Here is an 18,275-nt window from a genome sequence, read left to right as displayed (position 1 = left end):
TATCCACAGGAGCTGTGGGTAATGCGCTGTGGGTAAGCGCTGTGGATAGCACCGCCTCTGTACGTCAGGAGACGCTCATGTCGTTATTGGATGCGGGTCAGGGCATCACCTTCTTGAACGGCTTGACGGTCACCTTGGCGTAGACGCCGGCGATCATGTAGGGGTCGGCGTCGGCCCAGGCCTTGGCCGTCTCCAGGCTGTCGAATTCGGCCACCACCAGGCTGCCGGTGAAACCGGCTTCGCCGGGGTCTTCGGCGTCTACGGCTGGGTGGGGGCCGACCAGTACCAGGCGACCTTCGTCCCGCAGCTTCTCCAGGCGTGCCAGGTGGTCCGGGCGGGCGGCCAGCCGGCGTTCCAGGCTGTTCTTGACGTCTTCACTGATGATTGCGTAGAGCATCGCCGTGTTTCCTCGGTCGTGCGCGGCGTGAGCCGCAGGTCTCCAACGGGGTGCTGACGTTGACCGGCTATCGTCGGGCGCGCACCATGGGACCATTATTCTGACAAAGTCGCCCCTCCTCGTCATGCCCATGCTTTCATTACCTGCCAGTTTCTCGGGCGACCCCACGCCACTCGGGGTCGACCTGCATATGCATTCCACCGCATCCGATGGCGCCCTGGCGCCCGCCGATGTGGCCACCCTGTGCGCCGAGCGCGGCGTTCGGCTGATGGCGCTTACCGATCATGACAGCATGGCCGGCATTGCCGAGGCCCAGGCGACGGCCAGCCGGCTGGCCGTTCGCCTGCTGCCGGGGACCGAACTCTCGACCCTGTGGTCCGGCATCGGTATTCATGTGGTGGGCCTGCTGCCGCGGGGCGCCAGTGGTGCCCTGGCCGAGGGGCTGCTGGCACAGGCTGAGGCCCGGGAGAACCGGGCCGTGGTGATCGGTCAGCGGCTCGAGAAGATCGGCCTGCCCGACGCCCTGGCCCGCGCCCGGGAGCTTGCCGGGCCGCACCGGCCGCTGGGGCGGCCCGATTTCGCTCGCGTACTGGTGGCGGCGGGCGTGGTGCCGGACATGGCGACCGCCTTCAAGAAATACCTGGGTAGCGGCAAGGCCGGCGACGTCAAGGCGCACTGGCCCGCCCTGGCCGAGGTCGTGGACTGGATTCTCGAATCCGGCGGTGTCGCGGTGCTGGCGCATCCGCTGCGCCACGGGCTGACCCGCCGCAAGCGGGGGCTGTTGCTGGACGCCTTCGCCGAGGCTGGCGGCCAGGCGGCGGAGCTGGTCAGCGGCTTCCAGAACGCCGACGTGACCCGCGACCTGGCCCGGCAGCTCGCCGACCGTGGGCTCTTCGCCTCGGTGGGAAGCGACTTCCACTTTCCCGGCGGCCACCTGGCGCCGGGCAGCATGAGCCCGGTACCGCGTACCGCGGTGGCGCCGGTATGGACCCACCCGCGGATCGCGGCCTTCATCGAGGCATCCCCTGGCGACGACGTCCCGCCCGTCGGCAGCGTTGCCGCGCCGTGAGTCGCACAGGCCCCGGTCGCAGGATAAACTGATGGTTTGAGCGATCGGGTGAAGCCCGCTTTGAACGCAGACCAACAGGGAGTGACCATGAGCCAGTATTTCCAGCTGCACCCGGAGAACCCCCAGAAGCGTCTGATCGACCAGGCCATTCAGATCATTCGCGATGGTGGTGTCGTGGCCTATCCCACCGACTCCGGCTACGCCCTGGGCTGCCACCTGGGCGACAAGAAGGCCGTCGAGCGGATCAAGCGACTGCGTTCGCTGGACGACAAGCACAACTTCACCCTGGTGTGCTCCGACCTTTCCGAGATCGGCACCTACGCCAAGGTGGACAACGCCGTCTTCCGCCTGCTCAAGGCGCACACGCCCGGGGCCTATACCTTCATTCTCAACGCCACCAACGAAGTGCCGCGGCTGCTGCTGCATCCCAAGCGGCGCTCCATCGGCGTGCGCGTGCCGGACCATCGCATCACCCATGCGCTGCTCGACGCCCTGGGCGAGCCGCTGATGAGCGTGACGTTGATTCCGGTAGGCGAAGAGCTGCCGATGACCGATGCTGAAGAGATCCGGGACCGTTTCGGTAACCAGCTCGACCTGATCATCGATGGCGGCGCCTGCCACCTGGAGGCCACCAGCGTCGTCGACCTGCGCGAGCTGCCGCCGACCATCGTGCGTGAAGGCCGGGGCGACCTGACGCCGTTCAGGACGTGACGGGCGGTGGAATCCGGTTCGCCGCTAGTCATCCGTCTCTGGCGCATTGGGGTCCTGCGTTTCTTCGTCCAGCCAGGTGCCGCATTTCAGGCAGTACCGGGCGCGTTTCTCGTGGCGGTCGTGTCCGCAGCCGGGGCAGGCCTGCTCGGAGTAGCGGTCCTCGCGTAACGAGCGGATCACCTGGGCCGAGAACACCCCGGTGGGCACGGCGATGATCGAATAACCGGTGAGCATGAGTATGACCGTGATTGCCTGGCCTAGAGGTGTGGCAGGGACGATATCGCCATAGCCTACCGTGGTCAGGCTGACGATGGCCCAGTAGATGGCGGTAGGAATGCTGGTGAACCCCGCCTCGGCGGACTCGATCACATACATCACCGAGGCGAAGATGGTGACCAGCATGAAGATGCTGAACAGGAACAGGAAAATGGGACGCGTGCTGCGCTTCAGGGCATCCAGCAGCAGCTGTGCTTCACCGACGAACTGCATCAGCCTCAGCACGCGAAAGATGCGCAATATCCGCAGTAGACGCACCACTACAAGGGTCTGGGCGCCGGGGATCAGCAGCAGCAGCCAGGTGGGCAGCACGGCGATGATGTCGACGACACCGTAGAAGCTCCTCAGGTAGCGCAGCGGCTTGTCCAGAATGTAGATGCGCACGGCTAGTTCGATGGTGAAGGCGATGGTGAAGCCCCACTCCAGCCAGTAGAAGAGGTCGCCATAGGCGGCGTGCCAGCCCTCCACGCTATCCAGCATCACCACCAGTACGCTGATCAGGATCACTGCCATGAGGGCGATATCGAAGCCCTTGGCCAGCGGGGTGTCCGACTCGAAGATGATCTGGAACAACCGGGTGCGCAGGCCTCCGTCGGCGGGCTGAAGAGGTTCGTTCACGGTGAGGCTCCTTCGGTGCTATCGAGGCGACGAGCAAGGCGCAGGGCGGCCTGACCGAAGGCAGGGGTTAGCCAGCAGGGGTCCGCCAGGGCCGCGCCGAGTTCGGCAGCGTCGCCCTCGCCGGTATCATCGGCGGCCAGCCGCTGCATGGCCTCGGCGGCCACTGGGCGCCAGGCCTCGTCCCGGGTGTCGGCCAGGGCATCCAGCGCCATGATGGCACGGTGTAACCACTCCGCGGGGGTATTGCCTCGGGGCAGTCGCCAATGGCCGCTCAGCAGGGCTCCACCCCGGGCGGCCTTGCTGGTATCGGCGGGGCGCAGCGGAATCGTCCCGGCCAAGGCCTGCGCCAGGTCCCACAGCGCCGCAGGGGCGCCCGCCTTGAGCTCCAGTTCCAGCTCACGGATCGGCACTGCATGGCCGGCAGTGCGAATCTCGCCCTGGTCGAGTGCCACCTCGATGGTGGCCCCGGCGTGGTCGAGCAGCCAGAGGCGGCGCTCGAAGTCCGTGGTGAAGCGGGCCTCCAGCCGTTCGAGTACACCGTCGCCCAGTTCGGCCATGGGCGGCAGGGCGGCAAGCCCTTGCCGGTCCAGCGCGGCCTCATCCGGCACGCCTCCATCCACGACACCCACAGTCACCGGCCACTCCCACTCGCCGCGCCGGCTCATGCCGCCACTGCCTTCGCCGCTGGTCTTCAGGGTCTGTACCCAGGTGTCGTCGGATCGGCGCAGCCGAAGTGCCATCCTGGCGGCTTCAAGCTCACCCCGGGGCGTGTCGAAGTAGGTGTTGGCGAGCCGGTGTGTCGCTGCCGGCCGGCCTTTCAGCAGCGGGTGGCGGCAGAGTCGTTCGGGGCCATCCCTGCCCAGTGCCAGCTTTAACTCGACCTCTTGGCTCATGTCGCACACTCCTTGTTCACGCCGTCGTCCGGTGGCGAGTGTAATTTTTTCATGACGTAACAGCTTGCCAGTCTTTATACTGGCGCCGCCATTTCACAAGCGCATGATACGCCATGGTAAAGCCCAATCCGTTTTCCGCGATGTTCGGCCGCTCGCCGTTCCAGCCGCTGCTGGCCCACATCGTCAAGGCCCACGAGTGTGCCGGGCAGTTGCTGCCCTTCTTCGAAGCCAGCCTCATCGGCGACTGGGAGGACGCCGCCAGGATTCGTGAAGAGGTCACCCGGCTGGAGCATGAGGCCGACAGCCTCAAGACCGAGCTGCGTCTCAACCTGCCCAATACGTTGTTCCTGCCCGTCTCGCGCAGCGATCTTCTCGACCTGATCACCGTCCAGGACAAGATCGCCAACAAGGTGCGCGACATTACCGGCATCATGCTGGGTCGCAAGATGCAGGTACCCAGCGAGCTGGCCCAGCCCATGCGCGACTACATGCGCACCGCCGTGGCCTGTGTCGCCCAGGCCCGCCAGGCCCTGGAAGAACTGGAAGACCTGCTGGAGTCCGGCTTCGGCCGACACGTTTCGGACGTGATGCATAACATGATTCGCGAGCTCCACACCCTCGAGCAGCAGGCGGACAACCAGCAGATCGCCATTCGCCGTGAACTCTTCGATCTCGAAGACCGACTCAAGCCGGTAGACGTGGTCTTTCTCTACAAGATCATCGACTGGGTAGGTGAACTCTCCGATCGTGCCGAGCGCGTTGGCAGCCGCCTGCAGATACTCACTGCTCGGTAGGGCAGCGTCCTGTCCGGCGATCCCGGACTAATGACTCCTTTCTGACAGCCACATAGGAACCACCCCCTATGTCGATCATCGCGCAGCACGGTGAAATCTTCATCATCCTTGCCTGCCTTTTCGGGTTCTTCATGGCCTGGGGTGTCGGCGCCAACGATGTCGCCAACGCCATGGGTACCTCGGTGGGGTCCAAGGCGATCACCATCAAGCAGGCGATCATCATCGCCGTGATCTTCGAATTCCTTGGCGCCTGGCTGGCCGGTGGCGAGGTGACCGCGACCATTCGCGGCGGGATCGTTGACCCGGACCTGCTCCAGGCCGACCCCCAACTGCTGGTCTACGGCATGCTCTCGGCATTGCTGGCGGCGGCCATCTGGCTGTTGATCGCCTCGGCCAAGGGCTGGCCGGTCTCCACCACCCATTCCATCGTCGGCGCCATCGTCGGCTTCGGTGCGGTGGGGCTGGGCATGGAGGCAGTGGCCTGGGGGCGGGTCGGCACCATTGCCTCGAGCTGGGTCATTTCGCCGCTGCTGGCGGGCACCATCGCCTTCGTGCTGTTCAAGTCGGTGCAGTACCTGATCTTCGAGGCCCGCGACCCGCTCCTGGCCGCCAAGCGCACCGTGCCGTTCTATATCTTCCTGGTCGGCTTCATCATTGCCATGGTGACCCTGACCAAGGGCCTGACCCATGTGGGCCTCAACTTCACCTTCGGCCAGAGCCTGCTGTTCTCGGTGCTGCTGGGCATAGGGGTCATGGGCATCGGTATCATCCTGGAGAACCGGATCAAGATCGTGCGTCGTGCCGACGACCAGTTCGGCTACGACAACGTCGAGCGGGTCTTCGGCGTCCTGATGATCTTCACCGCCTGTGCCATGGCCTTCGCCCATGGTTCCAACGACGTGGCCAACGCCGTGGGGCCATTGGCCGCGGTGATCAGCGTGGTGCGCAGCGACGGCGTCATCGACGCCTCGGCCCTGGTGCCCTGGTGGGTGCTGGTGCTGGGCGGCGGCGGCATCGTTGCCGGCCTGGTCACCTATGGCCACAAGGTGATCGCCACCGTGGGCACCGGCATCACCGAGCTGACCCCCAGCCGGGGGTTTGCCGCCACCCTGGCGGCCGCCACCACCGTGGTGCTGGCCTCGGGCACCGGCCTGCCGGTCTCCACCACCCACACCCTGGTGGGGGCGGTGCTGGGCGTGGGCCTGGCCCGCGGCATGGCGGCGCTCAACATGCGGGTGATCGGCACCATCGTCATGTCCTGGCTGATCACGCTGCCGGCCGGTGCCGGCCTCGCAATCATGTTCTTCTTCCTGTTCAAGGCGATCTTCGGCGGCTGACGCAGATACAACGGCCCGGCAAGACGGCGGCAGAGTGCCGCCGTTTTCCCGGCTCTGATATAGTCGAAGGCGAATACACCCTCCCTTTCACCTGCTGCCGGAGAGCGGCCTTGGATACTCGTTTCCCGTTCGTCGACTGGTTCCGCAACTCATCGCCCTATATCAACGCACACCGTGGGCGAACCTTCGTGATTCTCATCGAGGGCGAAGCCATGGCGCGCGGACGAGGCGAGCAGCTGATCCAGGACCTGGCGCTGCTGCATACGCTCGGCGTTCGTCTGGTCGTTGTCTTCGGCATTCGCCCCCAGGTACAGCTGGCCCTGGACGAGGCCGGCATCGAACCGCTGCGGCACGACGGCCGCTGGGTGGCGGATGCAGACATCATGCAGTGCGTCCAGCGTGTCGCCGCCGAGCAGCGGCTGTGGCTGGAGGCGCGGCTCTCGTTGGGGCTGCCCAATACGCCGCTGCATGGTGTCGAACTGACCGTGGTGTCGGGCAATCTCGTCATGGCCAAGCCGCTGGGCGTTCGGGAAGGCATCGACTTCGACCACAGTGGCGAGGTGCGCAGGGTGCGTACCTCCGCCGTCCAGGGGTTGCTGGATCGCAACTCCCTGGTGCTATTGCCGCCGCTGGGCTTCTCCAGCACCGGGGAGGTATTCGACCTGGATGCCTCCGAAGTGGCACAGCATGCGGCCATGGCGCTGGGCGCCGACAAGCTGATCCTGCTGGGCGAAGCCGACGGCCTCTACGACGAGAGCGGCGCGCTTCAGCGCCAGCTTACCCCCGGCGAGGCCGAGCCCTTGCTGGCGCAGGCCGTGCCCGGCAGCGAATCGGCACGTCACCTGGCGGCGGCCTGTGCCGCCGCCCGCCACGGCGTGGCACGTACCCACCTGCTGTCATGGCATAACCACGACGCCCTCCTGGGTGAGCTATTCACCCGGGATGGCGTAGGCACCATGATCACCCAGCACCGCTACGAGCAGCTGCGCCCTGCTGAACTGAGCGATATCGGCGGCCTGCTGGAACTGCTCGAGCCGCTGGAGCACCGTGGCATGCTGGTGCCTCGCTCCCGCGAGCGCCTGGAGCACGAAATCGACGACTACCTGGTGATCGAGCGCGACGGCATGGTCATCGGCTGTGCCGCACTGCACTGCTTCGGCGAGGCCGAGATGGGCGAACTGGCCTGCGTGGCGATCCATGTGGACTACCGTGGCGGTGCCCGCGGCGCGCTGCTGCTGTCCGGCCTGGAGCGTCGTGCGCGCAGGCTAGGGCTCACATCGCTGTTCGTGCTTACCACCCACACCGCCCACTGGTTCGTCGAGCACGGGTTCCGCCCCTCTGATATAGAGGCGCTGCCTCCGCTGAAGCGCGACACCTACAATCACGCCCGCAAGTCCAAGATTCTCGTCAAATCCCTCCCTTGATTGCCCCTATAGCCGCGCCGGCATTTCCTGTCGGTAGCGGCCTGTCGCTTCGTAGCTACGTCGCGGAAAAAGTTGTCTCAAAAAGGATACGAAGCAAGTAATTGATTTTTAGAGACCTTCTCTAGGGATCCAGTTTTGGTGTCGTCAAATGGTGACACCTTTGCGAGTGAAGACCTCGTTTTTCGACCGATATTTCGATCCGCTGGGCATTCGCACGCTCTTTCTTCATTGCAAGCGATTGTTTTTGCTTAATTAGCAAGATTTCTGGCACGACTCTGGCAATGTACAGGGTGAGCAACGGAAGTGGTTCAAACGGCTCGAACCACTTTTGATCATCGGGAAGCTCGGGTACCCCCCCCCATGCCCTGTGCATCCGGGCCAACGATGATCGGCGTCTGCTCCGCGATGTGTAACTTAGGTTGCGATGAGACGGGTACCGCCAACAGGCAAGGAATGGTACCGGAAGGGCAAGGATGCCCCGGCAAGGAAGCCTCATCCCCTTCGGGGGATCGAACAGAACGGCATCGCCAGCGGTACGATTCACGGCGGTGACGACACGGTAAGCGAAGTCGGGCGGTTCGCCGCCCCCCGTGCCGAACGCTCCTGGTAGCCAAGGGTCGGTACGGTGCTTCGGGGCCCCCAGGCCCATGGAAAATATGGACATGGTTCGACCAGGTGATCGATGCCCATATTTTTCAATCCCTTCAGTTCCCTGCGTACTTGGGCCGGCTATGCCGGCCTCTTTTTTTCTTTGACCTGATACGTACTGAGGACTGGCCAGGCGCGGTTGGAGCGTGGAATCTGTTATCCTGCAGGCATGAACCAATGACGGTCCCCTCTCTACTGAATAGAACACTGGTCATGACCAAACGGGTCTCGCGCCGTTGGCGCCCGCGCTCCCTGCCTCAGTTGGTGATGTTGGCATTTCTTGTGGTGATGCTGCCGCTGGGTATCCTGATGTTTCAGGCCGGTCAGGCACTCTCAGAGCTGTCTCGCCTGGCCGATGTCAGCGCCCGGCAGGCCATCGAAGAAACGCGCCGCGCGCGCCAGCTCAGCAGCCTTGCCCTGGAGATGGAGCGCAGCGCACGCCAGTACGCTGTGGTGGAGCAGGAGAGCCTGCTCGACATCTATGCCGAACGTCACGCCGAGTTCGCTGAGCTGTTGGCCCAGCAGCGCCGCCTGTTGCCCGGCAACAGCGATGTGCTGGCGCTGGAAGAGCAGATGCTGCTGCTGTCTCAATTGCCGGTTCTGGAGCCGGAGGCGCTGGACGTCTGGCTTTCCCTGTTCGTGCCTTTCGCCGAGCACACCAATGCCATGCGCCAGGCAACCAACCAGCACATCGATGACCGTATCGAGATGATTCGTTACCAGGCCGAGGCCGTTCAGTCCCGGCTCTGGCTGCAGACCGGTGCGCTGGTGTCGGCCAGCCTGCTGCTGATGATGCTGTTCAGCTGGCTGATCATTCGCCCGGTTCGCCAGCTCGAGCGGCGTATCCTGAGCATCGGCAGCGGTGTCGAGGGGCCTCTGGTAGAGGATATCCAGGGGCCTGCAGAGCTGGTCCAGCTGGGTGATCGGCTCGACTGGCTGTCAACCCGGTTGAGCGACCTGGAGGCACAGAAGCAGCAGTTCCTGCGCCATATGTCCCACGAACTCAAGACCCCCCTGGCCAGCGTCCGCGAAGGCTCCGCTCTGCTCTCCGATGGCGTGGCGGGCGAACTCAGCCCGCGCCAGCGCGAGATCCTCTCGCTGATCGACAGCAGTGGCCGTGAGCTGCAGCGGCTTATCGAACAGCTGCTCGATTACAATCTGCTGCAACACAACCAGCGCGTTGCCCTTGCCCAGGTGGACGTGGCTACACTGGTCATGAACACCCTCACCAAGCATCGCCTGGCACTGGAGCAGAAGCGCATGCGAGTGACGTCCTTCGAGGGCCCCCTGGAGTGGGTGATCGACTCCAAGGCGGTAGGGCGCATTCTCGATAACCTGGTGTCCAACGCCATCGCCTATGGCCAGGACGGCGGCGATCTGCTGATTCGCGCCCACGCCGGCCATGATCGGCTGGTACTGGATGTGGCCAATAGCGGCGATCCCATTGCGGAGGATGACCGGCCCAGGCTATTCGAACCTTTCTACCAGGGACGTTCCCGACGCAAGGGGCCGCTGAAGGGCTCCGGCATTGGACTGTCGGTAGCCGCGGACTGTGCCCGGCTGCACAACGGCCAACTGCAATTGGTTGAGGATCGGGAGCTGGAGGTGTGCTTTCGGCTGACGCTGCCGCGCCAGTCTCTGCCCCTCTACAGCAGCGATAGAAATAGGAGGCCCGTGGAAGCGGGCATGGACGCAAGGAGCGACTAACCATGAAGGTCAGAATTCTATTCGCCTGTGCCGCTGCGCTATGGATGGCAGGCTGCGAGTTTCTGCCCGAGCAGGGGCGTGCCGAAGCCACGGAGGAGGAGGAGGTCATAGCGACCGTGGACTGCCCCGGTGGTGTACCTACCTTCGAGGCGGATGCTTGCCTGCTGCCCGACTGGATCGCCCTGGGGCTGGCGTCCCAGCGTGGTGACAGTGATTGGCGCAGTGCCAAGCTGACCGAGCTGGAGCAGGCGCTGGCGGATAATGAGGATGAACACCATCTGGCCCGCGCCATCACACTGGCCTGGGGCAGCGAGCGCCAGTGGACCCAGGCCGCCGAACTGTTCGAAACGCACCTGCGTGCTGCGCCGGAGCAGCTACAGCCACTGCTTCGCTACTGGCGTAATGAACTGGAGGGGCGTCGCGCCATGTCGGGCCGACTGACTCGCACACAGGGCGAGCTCGTCGCCCAGCGCGAAGAGAACGAGCAACTTGCCGAAAAGCTCGAGGCGCTCACGGCCATCGAGCAGAACATCAACCTGAGGCAGCAGTCGCCCTGAGCGACATGGGAGGCTTGACGTGATGGATGTGGCCCGACAAACGGAAACCCGTAGCCCGGAGGTTCGCAAGGCCGGTTCGCGGACGGCCGGCAGCAAGGTGACCGGCGCTCACATTCTGCTGGTGGACGACGATGTCAGCCTGCTGCGTCTGCTGGGAATGCGTCTGGAGAGCCGTGGCTTTCGGGTGACCACGGCAGAGAGCGGCCAGGAAGCGCTGCGCTGCCTGGATGCCGAGTGCCCCGACCTGGTGTTGTCCGACCTGCGCATGGACGAGATGGACGGCATGGCGCTGTTCCAGGCCATTCAACGGCAGATACCGGGCCTGCCCGTCATCATCCTCACCGCCCATGGCTCGATACCCGATGCCGTCAGTGCCACTCAGCAGGGGGTCTCCAGCTTCCTCACCAAACCGGTGGATCGCGACCAACTGTTCAGCGCCATCGACGAGGCCCTGGCTCAGGGCGCACCCACGGGGGGTGGAGAGGGCGACGACGCCTGGCGCGCCAGCATCATCACCCGCAGCCCGGACATGGAACGGGTGCTGGAGCAGGCACGCATGGTGGCCTCGTCCGATGTCAGCGTGCTGGTCACCGGCCCTTCCGGCTCGGGCAAGGAGCTGCTGGCGCGGGCCATTCATGACGCCAGCCCCCGGGCCGACAAGCCCTTCGTGGCGATCAACTGTGGCGCGCTGCCGGAACAGCTGCTGGAAAGCGAGCTCTTCGGCCACGCCAAGGGAGCCTTCACCGGCGCGGTCAGCGATCACAAGGGTCTGTTCCAGGCCGCCGACGGCGGCACCCTGTTTCTCGACGAGATCGGCGACATGCCGCTGGCGCTGCAGGTCAAGCTGCTTCGCGCCCTGCAGGAGCGCCAGATACGGCCGCTGGGCTCCACCACCTCGTTCCCGGTCAACGTGCGGATCCTCTCGGCCACCCATCGCGATCTGAGCCAGGCCATGCAGCAGGGCGAGTTCCGAGAAGACTTCTTCTACCGCCTCAACGTGGTGAACCTTCGCCTGCCACCGCTCAAGGATCGTGCCGAGGATGTTCCGCTGCTGGCGCGCCACCTGGTTGCCCAGGCGGCGGCCCGGCACAAGCCGTTCGTCAAGGGGTTCTCGCCGGAGGCACTCAATGTGCTGGCGACCAGCGCCTGGCCGGGTAACGTGCGCCAGCTGGTCAACGTGGTGGAGCAGTGCGTCGCCTTGACCCGTTCGCCGATGATTCCCGAGGCCCTGGTGTCCCAGGCGCTGGCGGCGGAGGAGAGCGCGCTGCCCACCTTCAACGATGCCCGGGCCACCTTCGAGCGCAGCTACCTGGTCAAGGTGCTCAAGATCACCGAGGGCAACGTGACCCAGGCGGCACGCATCGCCGGGCGCAACCGCACCGACTTCTACAAGCTGCTCTCCCGCCACGAGCTGGAGCCGAGCACCTTCAAGCCCGTCTCCTAGGAGCGGGCTCCTGGTTGGATTGGGCTCCTGGGTGAAATGCCTATTCCAGGCGCTTTTTGACTTCCACGCGCAACTTGCCTTTACCCAGGCGGGCGGTCAGCGCCTGACCGGGCTGGGTATCTGCGGCGCGACGCACCACCTGCCCCTGATCGTCTTCCAGAATCGCATAGCCCCTTCCCAACACCGCCAGCGGGCTGACCGCCTGTAGTTGTCGCACCAGGCCGGCCAGTCGCTCTCGCTGCCGGGTTTGGGCGTGCTGCATGGCCTGTTCGAGCCGGCCCCGGGCGGCGGCGAGCCTTATCCCGGCCTGCTCCACTTCGCGGCGCGGCGGGCGTGCCACCAGCCGCTGGCGCAGCTGGGCGAGGCGGCGTTGATCGTCTGCCAGGCGGCGCTGCATGGCCCTGGTCAGCCGGGCATCGATCTCACCCAGGGTAATTCGCTGGCGATTCAGCACCTCGCCGGGGTGGCGCAGCCGTGCCCGCAGGTGGTCCAGCCGCTGGGCCTCGCGGTTCAGGCGGGCCTGGGTGGTGCGCTGCAGCTGGCGCTCCAGGCTCACCAGGCGGCGCAGCAGGTCCTGTCGGTCCGGTACCAGCTGCTCCGCGGCGGCGGAAGGGGTCGGCGCCCGCACGTCCGCGGCCAGGTCGGAGAGGGTGGTGTCCACCTCATGCCCCACCGCCGACATCACCGGCAGTCGCGAATGGAAGATCGCCCGCGCCAGATGCTCGTCATTGAAGGCCCAGAGGTCCTCCAGGCTGCCGCCGCCGCGGGTGATCAGGATCACGTCGCGGGCCGGGTCCAGCGCCTGCTGACGATTGAGCAGCCCGAGGGCAGCGATAAGTGCCGGGGCGGCCTCGCGGCCCTGGACCGGCACCGCAATCAAGGTGACCTTGGCCAGCGGCCAGCGCGCCGCCAGCACGGCCATGACATCGCGGATCGCCGCGCCGGTAGGGGAGGTGAGAACCAAGAGGTGGCGGGGCGGGTAGGGTAGCGGACGCGCGTTGGCGAAAACCCCCTCGGCGGCCAGGCGCTGCTTGAGCCGCTCCAGCGCCGCGAGCAGTTCGCCTTCGCCCACCGCCTGCACCGCCTCGGCGATCAGCTGATAGTCGCCGCGGGCTTCGAACAGGGAAACCCGGCCACGCATCTTGACCCGGTCGCCGTCGCGCATGGGGGAGGCGACAAAGCGTGCCCGGTTGCGAAACAGGGCGCCGCGCAGCTGGGCAGAGGCATCCTTCAGGGTGAAATAGATGTGCCCCGAAGCGGGCCGCGACACCCCGGACAGTTCGCCCTCCACCCAGACTTCGCCGATGCCCTGCTCCAGCAGCGAGCGGGCACGGCGGTTCACGTCGCTGACGGACAGGGTGGGGCTATCGGCTGGCGGCATGGCGGTATGTTCCTGATCAATCCCTGGCTTCTGGTGAAACGAGGTTCGGGTGCAACTCTGGCGCTACTCTAGCATGGCCATATTGCGGACTAGAAAAGGATAACTGTCGAACAACAAAAGGCGCCGAGCCCTGTCAGGGCCCGGCGCCATTCACCTCTTGCATTTACGTCATGCAATCACGATCAATCGAAATCGTCCTCGATATCCTCATCGGTGTACTCGGCATCGTTATCGTCGCGATCACGGTCGTCGTCGGTCATGCCGTCGCCATCACCGACAGTGCCGGTGCCGGCTGTGCCAGAGGTTCTCCAGGCGCTTTCGCGGTCGCCATGCTCTTGAGCGCGGCGGTCACGTTCGGTGGTGAACCACTCCTCCTCATACTCCGGGAAGGTCTGGAGCTCATCTTCGGTGGCATTGACCAGGATTCGATGGCTGACGTCATCCTGACCGAAGATGCCGCCGTCATCACGATGCGTTTCCATGGTGAAATGCTCGATGCCAACGACAACATCGTCGCCGCCCATGCCCCACAGGCCGCCAGCGCTTACGATGAGAGCGGCCACCTTGCCTTCTTCATCCAGCAGGATGTTCTCGACGGTGCCGACTTCCTCATCAGGGTCTGCGGCGTGATACACATCGGCGCCGATGATGTCATTCGCAGAGTAGAGGCCTTGTGCGGCGCTTGCGTCCTGATCCTGTTGAGCATGGGCACCGAAGGTGAGACCACCGGCGATAGCTGCAACGGCAATAGTCAGAATATGTTTTTGCATGGTTCAATCTCCTTAAACCTGTCCATAGACTTAGGATCTTGGCTTGCTGTCGACATCAGATAATGGGATCTGATAGTGAAACAGCGGATCAGAGCCCCTTGGCCCAATCGTCGGCCTGGCGTTCTGCTTCCTCGCGCTCCAGGCCATATTTTTTCTGAATCTTGCCGACCAGCTCGTCCTTCTTGCCGCCGACCTGATCCAGCTCGTCGTCGGTGAGCTTGCCCCAACTGTTGCGGGCCTTGCCCTTCATTTCCTTCCACTGGCCTTCGATCTGGTCCCAGTTCATGTCTTCACTCCTATCCTTAGAGCGTCTTCGTAACGCACTCTTCAAGCTAGTTCACCTTTGGAGGGTTGTAAGTAACATCTAGGTATTCTTATGTGTCCAAGTGTGCGGGATCGGTCAGAGCGCCGACCCGCACGGGTGCCCGACACGCATTGCCCCACCCCGAGCCGGCCCGTTATAATGGTCGATTAACTTCGCTCCCCTCCCACCAGCGCACTGGGTGTTGCCGATTATGCTACGTATGGCACAAGAAGCTCTTACGTTCGATGACGTCTTGCTCGTACCCGGCTACTCGGAGGTCCTGCCCAAGGATGTCAGCCTCCGGACCCGCCTGACCCGCGATCTCTACCTCAACATTCCGCTCATCTCCGCCGCCATGGATACCGTGACCGAAGCCCGCCTGGCCATCGCCATGGCCCAGGAAGGCGGCATCGGCATCATCCACAAGAACATGACCATCGCCCAGCAGGCGGCAGAGGTACGCAAGGTCAAGAAGCACGAGAGCGTCATCGTCAAGGACCCGGTCACCGTGAGCCCCAAGGCCAAGCTGGAAGACCTGCTGGCCATGGCCCAGGAACACGGCTTCTCCGGCTTCCCGGTGGTGGAGGGCGAGACCCTGGTGGGCATCGTCACCGAGCGCGACATGCGTTTCCAGCCCAACCACGGCGACAGCGTGGCCGACATCATGACCTCCCGCGAGCGTTTGGTAACGGTGCTGGAAGGCACCCCGCTTTCGCAGATCAAGGCCAAGATGCAGGAGCACCGCATCGAGAAGATGTTGGTGGTCAACGACAGCTTCCACCTGCGCGGCCTGGTCACCTTCCAGGACATCGAGAAGGCGCGCACCTTCCCCAACGCCGCCAAGGACAGCGACGGCCGCCTGCTGGTCGGCGCCGCCGTGGGCACCGGCCCCGAGACGGTAGACCGCGTCACCGCCCTGGCCGAAGCCGGCGTCGATGCCATTATCGTCGACACCGCCCACGGCCACTCCCGCGGCGTGATCGACCGCGTGGCCTGGGTCAAGGAGCACTTCCCGCAGATCCAGGTGATCGGCGGCAACATCGCCACCGCCGATGCCGCCCGTGCCCTGGCCGAAGCCGGCGCCGATGCGGTGAAGGTCGGTATTGGCCCCGGCTCCATCTGCACCACCCGTATCGTTGCCGGCGTCGGTGTGCCGCAGATCACCGCGGTCTCCAACGTGGCCGAGGCGCTCAAGCCCTATGACATCCCGCTGATCGCCGACGGCGGCGTGCGCTTCTCCGGCGACCTGGCCAAGGCCATTGCCGCCGGTGCCAGCTCGGTGATGGTGGGCGGCCTGCTGGCCGGCACGGAGGAAGCTCCCGGCGAGATCGAGCTCTACCAGGGCCGTACCTACAAGGCCTACCGTGGCATGGGCTCCATGGGCGCCATGTCCCAGAGCCAGGGCTCCTCCGACCGCTACTTCCAGGACAAGTCCGAGGGCGCCGAGAAGCTGGTGCCGGAAGGCATCGAAGGCCGCGTGCCCTATAAAGGTGTGATGAGCGCCATCGTCCACCAGCTGATGGGCGGCCTGCGCGCCTCCATGGGCTACACCGGCTGCACCGACATCCTGCAGATGCGCACCAAGCCGGAATTCGTGCAGATCACCGGTGCCGGCTTCGCCGAATCCCATGTGCATGATGTGCAGATCACGAAAGAAGCGCCCAACTATCGAGCGGGATGACCGCTCGCTGAGTATCGACCGCGGCGGAGGCTAACTCCGCCGCTCGTCTTTTCAGACGACTTGCCCTTGGCCCGCCGCATTACGTTGCCAGCAGAGACGCCCAGATGACCGACATTCACGCCCACAAGATCCTGATCCTCGACTTCGGCTCCCAGTACACCCAGCTGATCGCCCGCCGCGTTCGCGAAATCGGCGTCTACTCCGAGGTTCGCGCCTTCGACATCACCGAGGAGGAGATCCGCGAGTACAAGCCCAACGGCATCATCCTCTCCGGCGGGCCGGAGTCCACCGTGGCCGAAGGCTCGCCCCGGGCGCCGCAGTGCGTGTTCGAGCTGGGCCTGCCGGTGCTGGGCATCTGCTACGGCATGCAGACCATGGCCGAGCAGCTTGGCGGCGCCGTGGAAGGCTCCAACAAGCATGAGTTCGGCTACGCCCAGGTCACCATCGACAGCAGCGACGACATGTTCCGCGACATCAAGGACCATGTGGACCACGACGGCAAGGCGCTGCTCGACGTGTGGATGAGCCACGGCGACAAGGTCGCCCGTGCGCCGGACACCTTCACCGTGACCGCCTCCACCCCGAGCTGCCCCATCGCCGCCATGAGCTGGGCCGAGAAGCACTTCTACGGCGTGCAGTTCCACCCCGAAGTGACCCACACCCTGCAGGGCCAGCGCATCCTCGAGCACTTCGTCGTCGGCATCTGCGGCGCCGAGAAGCTGTGGACCCCGGCCAAGATCATCGAAGACCAGATCGCCCGGGTGCGCGACCAGGTGGGCGACCGCCACGTGCTGCTCGGCCTCTCCGGCGGCGTCGACTCCTCCGTGGTGGCAGCACTCCTGCACCGCGCCATCGGCGACCAGCTGACCTGCGTGTTCGTCGACAACGGCCTGCTGCGCAAGAACGAAGGCGGGCAGGTGATGGAGACCTTCGCCAAGCACATGGGCGTGAAGGTGATCCGCGTCGACGCCGAAGCGCTGTTCCTCGACAAGCTCAAGGGCGTTGCCGACCCGGAAGCCAAGCGCAAGGCGATCGGCAACACCTTCATCGAAGTGTTCGACGACGAGGCCAGCAAGATCGAAGGCGTCGACTTCCTGGCCCAGGGCACCATCTACCCCGACGTGATCGAATCCGCCGCCAGCAAGACCGGCAAGGCCCACGTGATCAAGTCGCACCATAACGTCGGCGGCCTGCCCGAGACCATGAAGCTCAAGCTGGTCGAACCGCTGCGCGAGCTGTTCAAGGACGAAGTGCGCCGGCTCGGCGTCGAGCTCGGCCTGCCCTACGACATGGTCTACCGCCACCCCTTCCCGGGGCCGGGCCTGGGCGTGCGCATCCTCGGCGAAGTGAAGAAGGAGTACGCCGACATCCTGCGCGAAGCCGACGCCATCTTCATCGAGGAGCTGCACAACGCCGACTGGTACCACAAGACCAGCCAGGCCTTCGCCGTCTTCCTGCCGGTGAAGTCCGTCGGCGTGGTCGGCGACGGCCGCCGCTACGAATGGGTCATCGCCCTGCGCGCCGTGGAAACCATCGACTTCATGACCGCCCGCTGGGCGCACCTGCCCTACGAGCTGCTGGAGAAGGTCTCCAACCGCATCATCAACGAGATTAGCGGCGTATCGCGCGTGACGTATGACGTGAGCAGCAAGCCGCCGGCGACGATTGAGTGGGAGTAGTTCTGAATGCTCAAATCACTCGGTAAACGCATATATTCTGAGGTTTGTAGGCAACGAAATTGCCCAAGTATCGTCGAGAGGGAGCTGAACCCTTCGGCTCATACTACTTGTCAATTTTGCTGCAATTTTTGTGCAGAATATTGAAAACACAGCGCCACGGCGCAACAGGACCTAGCCATGGAATTTGATTTCGAGACAGAGCTCTCCAAGCTCTCTCGTGAAGAGCTCGAGCGGCTTGTGAAAAGCATGATGACCAGCGGCGTGGCTCTTAGTTTTCACGGAAAGCGCTCGGCTTTACAGATTGCGAAAAAGGTTCGTCCTAGGCAAACTCGTCGCGAACCTAAGTTGCACGTTGGCTCGTCTGATGAGCAGTCCAAGAACATGCTCATCGAGGGGGAAAACCTTCAGGCGATGGTGACCCTCTATAAGTATCGCGGGCAGGTTGATCTTATCTTAACTGACCCACCATACAATACGGGACAATACTTTCGCTACAATGATCGTTGGGATGTCGATCCGAACGACCCAGAGCTAGGTGTAGGGTTCCGGATGATCGGATCGCCTATAGAAGTTATCCTCTGCTAG

17 protein-coding genes are annotated in these 18,275 nt (G+C 64.4%); 11 read left to right on the top strand and 6 right to left on the bottom strand.

What is annotated here, in order from left to right; genetic code table 11:
* Positions 1–97: 97 nt before the first annotated feature.
* Positions 98–397, bottom strand: a complete 300-nt coding sequence (locus KZO25_RS07180) for a YciI family protein (protein WP_066449520.1) — start codon at positions 395–397, stop codon at positions 98–100.
* Between the two features lie 124 nt (positions 398–521).
* On the opposite strand from KZO25_RS07180, the gene KZO25_RS07175 reads away from it, so the two are divergent.
* Both KZO25_RS07175 and KZO25_RS07170 read left to right on the top strand, forming a co-directional pair.
* Positions 522–1,466: a PHP domain-containing protein gene (locus KZO25_RS07175; RefSeq protein WP_223136444.1), complete on the top strand. Its 945-nt coding sequence runs from the start codon at positions 522–524 to the stop codon at positions 1,464–1,466.
* Between the two features lie 87 nt (positions 1,467–1,553).
* Positions 1,554–2,177, top strand: coding sequence for an L-threonylcarbamoyladenylate synthase (locus KZO25_RS07170; RefSeq protein WP_066449512.1), 624 nt, complete (start codon positions 1,554–1,556; stop codon positions 2,175–2,177).
* A gap of 24 nt (positions 2,178–2,201) precedes the next feature.
* On the opposite strand, the gene KZO25_RS07165 is transcribed toward KZO25_RS07170, so the two are convergent.
* A complete protein-coding gene (locus KZO25_RS07165) occupies positions 2,202–3,071 on the bottom strand; it encodes an ion transporter (protein WP_316935563.1) in 870 nt (289 codons plus the stop codon).
* Complete coding sequence (locus KZO25_RS07160; RefSeq protein WP_223136443.1) at positions 3,068–3,964, bottom strand: CYTH domain-containing protein; 897 nt, start codon at positions 3,962–3,964, stop codon at positions 3,068–3,070. Before KZO25_RS07160 ends, KZO25_RS07165 begins: the two co-directional genes overlap by 4 nt.
* Positions 3,965–4,077: 113 nt before the next feature.
* Here KZO25_RS07160 and KZO25_RS07155 point away from each other — a divergent pair, with 113 nt between their 5' ends.
* The 6 genes from KZO25_RS07155 (at position 4,078) to glrR (ending at position 11,875) form a co-directional block, all read left to right on the top strand.
* Positions 4,078–4,758: a TIGR00153 family protein gene (locus KZO25_RS07155; RefSeq protein WP_223136442.1), complete on the top strand. Its 681-nt coding sequence runs from the start codon at positions 4,078–4,080 to the stop codon at positions 4,756–4,758.
* 68 nt (positions 4,759–4,826) lie between these two features.
* A complete protein-coding gene (locus KZO25_RS07150) occupies positions 4,827–6,095 on the top strand; it encodes an inorganic phosphate transporter (protein WP_223136441.1) in 1,269 nt (422 codons plus the stop codon).
* A 110-nt stretch (positions 6,096–6,205) separates the two neighbouring features.
* Positions 6,206–7,519 carry an amino-acid N-acetyltransferase gene (argA, locus tag KZO25_RS07145; protein ID WP_066452183.1) on the top strand — a complete coding sequence of 438 codons (1,314 nt, stop codon included), beginning with the start codon at positions 6,206–6,208 and terminating at the stop codon, positions 7,517–7,519.
* 861 nt (positions 7,520–8,380) lie between these two features.
* Positions 8,381–9,874: a sensor histidine kinase gene (locus tag KZO25_RS07140; RefSeq protein WP_223136440.1), complete on the top strand. Its 1,494-nt coding sequence runs from the start codon at positions 8,381–8,383 to the stop codon at positions 9,872–9,874.
* A 2-nt stretch (positions 9,875–9,876) separates the two neighbouring features.
* Positions 9,877–10,431: a hypothetical protein gene (locus tag KZO25_RS07135; RefSeq protein ID WP_223136439.1), complete on the top strand. Its 555-nt coding sequence runs from the start codon at positions 9,877–9,879 to the stop codon at positions 10,429–10,431.
* A 22-nt stretch (positions 10,432–10,453) separates the two neighbouring features.
* Positions 10,454–11,875, top strand: coding sequence for a two-component system response regulator GlrR (gene glrR / locus KZO25_RS07130; protein ID WP_262488900.1), 1,422 nt, complete (start codon positions 10,454–10,456; stop codon positions 11,873–11,875).
* 40 nt (positions 11,876–11,915) lie between these two features.
* Here the strand turns inward: glrR and xseA are convergent, their stop codons facing one another.
* The 3 genes from xseA to KZO25_RS07115 form a co-directional block, all read right to left on the bottom strand.
* Positions 11,916–13,256, bottom strand: a complete 1,341-nt coding sequence (xseA, locus tag KZO25_RS07125) for an exodeoxyribonuclease VII large subunit (RefSeq protein ID WP_223136438.1) — start codon at positions 13,254–13,256, stop codon at positions 11,916–11,918.
* 182 nt (positions 13,257–13,438) lie between these two features.
* A complete protein-coding gene (locus tag KZO25_RS07120) occupies positions 13,439–14,026 on the bottom strand; it encodes a PRC-barrel domain-containing protein (RefSeq protein WP_223136437.1) in 588 nt (195 codons plus the stop codon).
* 88 nt (positions 14,027–14,114) lie between these two features.
* Positions 14,115–14,312, bottom strand: coding sequence for a CsbD family protein (locus KZO25_RS07115; RefSeq protein ID WP_223136436.1), 198 nt, complete (start codon positions 14,310–14,312; stop codon positions 14,115–14,117).
* A 229-nt stretch (positions 14,313–14,541) separates the two neighbouring features.
* On the opposite strand from KZO25_RS07115, the gene guaB reads away from it, so the two are divergent.
* The 3 genes from guaB (at position 14,542) to KZO25_RS07100 (ending at position 18,275) form a co-directional block, all read left to right on the top strand.
* Positions 14,542–16,011: an IMP dehydrogenase gene (gene guaB / locus KZO25_RS07110; protein ID WP_223136435.1), complete on the top strand. Its 1,470-nt coding sequence runs from the start codon at positions 14,542–14,544 to the stop codon at positions 16,009–16,011.
* Positions 16,012–16,115: 104 nt separating this feature from the next.
* A complete protein-coding gene (gene guaA / locus KZO25_RS07105) occupies positions 16,116–17,690 on the top strand; it encodes a glutamine-hydrolyzing GMP synthase (protein WP_223136434.1) in 1,575 nt (524 codons plus the stop codon).
* A 177-nt stretch (positions 17,691–17,867) separates the two neighbouring features.
* Positions 17,868–18,275, top strand: coding sequence for a site-specific DNA-methyltransferase (locus KZO25_RS07100; protein WP_223136433.1), 408 nt, complete (start codon positions 17,868–17,870; stop codon positions 18,273–18,275).

Source organism: Halomonas sp. ANAO-440, from assembly GCF_019915905.1.
GTDB lineage: Bacteria > Pseudomonadota > Gammaproteobacteria > Pseudomonadales > Halomonadaceae > Halomonas > Halomonas chromatireducens.
The sequence above is the reverse complement of the archived record's forward strand: the minus strand, read 5'-3'. Positions and strand labels throughout refer to the sequence as shown.